The sequence below is a fragment of the Geodermatophilus sp. SYSU D01105 genome, assembly GCF_054050095.1.
Map to the genome: position 1 here is coordinate 1 of NZ_JBJGYR010000047.1, position 3,042 is coordinate 3,042.

The window sequence follows — 3,042 nt, forward strand, 5'->3', positions numbered from 1 at the left end:
GCTGGCGCTCGCTGCGATGCTCCCGGCCCCGTCGTCACGCGATGCCGATTGCGTGACTCCGCGCGCCAGTCCGCTCCTCGCTCGCTGGCGCTCGCTGCGATGCTCCCGGCCCCGTCGTCACGCGATGTCGGTGTAGGCCTCGCGCAGGTAGTCCTGCACGGCGCGCTCGGGCACGCGGAACGAGCGGCCCACGCGGACGGCGGAGAGCTCACCGGCGTGCACGAGGCGGTACACGGTCATCTTCGAGACGCGCATCATGCTGGCGACCTCGGCGACGGTGAGGAAGGTGACGGCCGAACGCGGGGCCGGCACGGCCGGGCGACCGACCGGCATGGCCGCGGGGTGGGCCGGTGCGATCGGGCGGGCCATGGTGGCGGCGCTGACGGGCCGGCCGACCGGTCGCGGGGCGGGGACACCCGCGCGGGCGTAGGCGGCGGCGGTGGCGTTGCGCTGGGGCATGGTCATGACTTCATCTCCGGACCTAGCACGCGTCGGGCGTCGGCTTCCCCACCGACTACGGGACACGCACGTGCTGATACAGAGCGTAGGGGGACTGGCGTGACAGAAGCGATGGAAGAAACGAACATGCGGACCGGTCCGTCCTGGGCAGAACTACACCTATGTAGCTACGTCGACGTGTGTCCAGGCGCGTCGCGGACGACACGTCGCGACGCAGTCACGGATCGTCGACATGTCGCTCGCCTCGAGCGGTACGGTCATCGGTCCTTCGTGCGCTGGCCCAGCTCCACCGAGCGGGCGTGGGCGGCCTCGATGGCCGCGATCAGCGCCGCCCGGACGCCGTGCCGCTCCAGCTCCCGGATGGCGGCGATCGTCGTCCCGCCCGGGCTGGTCACCGCCTCGCGCAGCTGCACCGGGTGCTCGCCGGAGTCGCGCAGCATCACCGCCGACCCGAGGGCCGTCTGCACGATGAGGTCGGCGGCCAGCTCCCGCTGCAGGCCCAGCAGGATGCCGGCGTCGATCATCGCCTCGACCAGGTAGAAGAAGTAGGCCGGACCGCTGCCCGACAGGGCGGTCACGGCGTCCTGCTGGTACTCCGGCACCCGGCGCACCCGGCCGACGGCGGCCAGCAGCGTCTCGGCCTCGTCCAGGTGCGCGTCGTCGGCGTGGGCACCGGCCGAGAGGACCGACATCCCCTCGTCGACCAGCGCGGGGGTGTTCGGCATGACCCGCACGACCGGGACGCCGTCGGACAGCGCCGCCTCGATGGTCGCGGTCGGCACCCCGGCGGCGACCGAGACCACCAGGTGCCCGGCGTCGACGACATCGGTGAGCCGGCCCAGCAGGGTGCCGATGTCCTGGGGCTTGACCGCCAGCAGCAGGACCCGGGCCCGGGCCGCCGCCTCCTCCAGCCCGACGGTGGGCACGCCGTACCGCCCGGAGAGCTCCGCGGCCCGCTCCGGGTGCCGCTCGCAGACGAGGATCCCGTCGGTGCCGCCGCGGCGGACCAGCCCCGACAGCAGCGCCTCGCCGATCTTCCCGCCGCCGATGATCGCCAGGCCCGAGCGGCCGGCGCCCCCCGCCCCGCTCACGGCCGGCCCACCAGGCGCCGCAGGACCGCGCCCGCGGCCCCCTCGCCCGACGACAGGGCGACGCGCACCCCGTACCCGCCGGCTCCCAGCCGGCGCTGCTGCTCGGTGTGGACTCCCCACGGCATGACGTACTCCCAGCTGTCGGGTGCTCGTTCGTTCCAGGCGGCGCGCTCGCCGGCGATGGCGACCAGGCGCGGGTCGGTGGTGGCCACGGCGGGGCGCCCGGGCCCGGCCATCAGCACGTTGAGGCAGCGCACGAAGGCGAGGTCGGCGGCCGCGCCGCGCTGGTCGAGCAGCCGCACGCGGCGGCCGGCGAGCGCCCGGCAGCGCTCCTCGGCACCGGGTGCCCCCGCCGGGACGACCACGGTGGCCGAGGGGAGCTCGGCGGCGAGCGCGTCGACGGCGGCCGGGGCTCCCTCCAGGGCCACCCCCAGCCCCGCGGCGGAGACGGCCCGGGCGACCTCGGCGGCGCCGGCGCCCAGGCGGTCGACCGGCACGGTCAGCTCGCACGCGCCGGGCCGCCCGATCTCCGCCACGCGCGTGGCCAGGGCGCGCAGCTCCGCAGCCGGGTCCGCGGCCGCGGGGCCGGGTCGGTGCTCGAGGGCGACGGGGGATCCGGAGGCGGTCAGCTCGGCGGCCGTCCGCACCGCGTCGTCCACCGTCGGGACGGTCGACAGCAGGGCGCCCAGACGGCGACCGAGCAGGTGGAGCACCGGAGGAGGCGGCTGCGCGGGCACGTGCCGAACCGTAGTGCGCGGGGCGTGTGCCGCCTGCGGGGCCGGGGTAGCGGCGGCCGCATGGCAGGAGAACTCGACGGGATGAAGGTCGCCGTCCTCGCGACCGACGGCGTGGAACAGGTGGAGCTCGACCGGCCGTGGCAGGCGCTCGAGGAGGCCGGCGCCGAGCCGGAGCTCGTCTCGCTGGAGGCGGGTGAGATCACCGCCTACGACCACATCGACAAGGCCGACACCAAGAAGGTCGACGTCGACGTCAGCTCGGCCGACCCCGACGACTACGCCGCGCTGGTGCTGCCCGGAGGGGTCATCAACGGCGACTTCGTCCGGGCCGACGCCGACGCGGTCGCCTTCGTGCGGGCCTTCTTCGAGGCGGGCAAGCCGGTGGCCGCCATCTGCCACGCCCCGTGGGTGCTCGCCGAGGCCGACGTCGTCCGCGGCCGGCGGATGACCTCGTGGCCGTCCCTGCAGACCGACCTGCGCAACGCCGGGGCCAAGTGGGTCGACGAGGAGGTCGTCGTCGACGGCAACCTGGTCACCAGCCGCAAGCCCGACGACCTCGACGCCTTCACCGCCGCGATGGTCGAGCAGTTCGCAGCCGGGCCGGACGAGTACGACGACGAGGACTAGGTGTACTGACCAGAGACGTTGGTCGAGGGCGTGTGACGACACGATCTGACTGATCTTGTTCGGGGAGGACCTCCGGACGTGGAGTGGAGCTGCTGAAGGCGACCACTCACACGACCCGGAGGTCCTCG

Annotated in this window: 4 protein-coding genes; 1 reads left to right on the forward strand and 3 read right to left on the reverse strand. The window is 74.7% G+C overall.

Features of this window, described 5'->3' with window-relative positions; all coding sequences use genetic code 11:
- Positions 1-117: 117 nt before the first annotated feature.
- The 3 genes from ACI79I_RS24280 to ACI79I_RS24290 all read right to left on the reverse strand — a co-directional run bounded on the left by ACI79I_RS24280 (position 118) and on the right by ACI79I_RS24290 (position 2,287).
- Positions 118-465, reverse strand: coding sequence for a helix-turn-helix domain-containing protein (locus ACI79I_RS24280; RefSeq protein ID WP_456995121.1), 348 nt, complete (start codon positions 463-465; stop codon positions 118-120).
- Positions 466-716: 251 nt separating this feature from the next.
- On the reverse strand, positions 717-1,550 hold the full coding sequence (gene proC, locus ACI79I_RS24285) for a pyrroline-5-carboxylate reductase (RefSeq protein ID WP_456995123.1): 834 nt from the start codon (positions 1,548-1,550) through the stop codon (positions 717-719).
- Positions 1,547-2,287 carry a hypothetical protein gene (locus ACI79I_RS24290; RefSeq protein WP_456995125.1) on the reverse strand — a complete coding sequence of 247 codons (741 nt, stop codon included), beginning with the start codon at positions 2,285-2,287 and terminating at the stop codon, positions 1,547-1,549. The genes proC and ACI79I_RS24290 overlap by 4 nt, the downstream gene beginning before the upstream one ends.
- Positions 2,288-2,347: 60 nt before the next feature.
- On the opposite strand from ACI79I_RS24290, the gene ACI79I_RS24295 reads away from it, so the two are divergent.
- The gene (locus tag ACI79I_RS24295) at positions 2,348-2,914 is read left to right on the forward strand and encodes a type 1 glutamine amidotransferase domain-containing protein (RefSeq protein WP_456995127.1); all 567 of its coding nucleotides are present in this window, start codon (positions 2,348-2,350) and stop codon (positions 2,912-2,914) included.
- Positions 2,915-3,042: the final 128 nt, after the last annotated feature.

What these genes read in the sequence shown, in the direction of transcription:
- ACI79I_RS24280 (WP_456995121.1), bottom strand. Translation starts at nt 465, where the DNA reads ATGACCATGCCCCAGCGCAACGCCACCGCCGCCGCCTACGCCCGCGCG.
- ACI79I_RS24295 (WP_456995127.1), top strand. Translation starts at nt 2,348, where the DNA reads ATGGCAGGAGAACTCGACGGGATGAAGGTCGCCGTCCTCGCGACCGAC.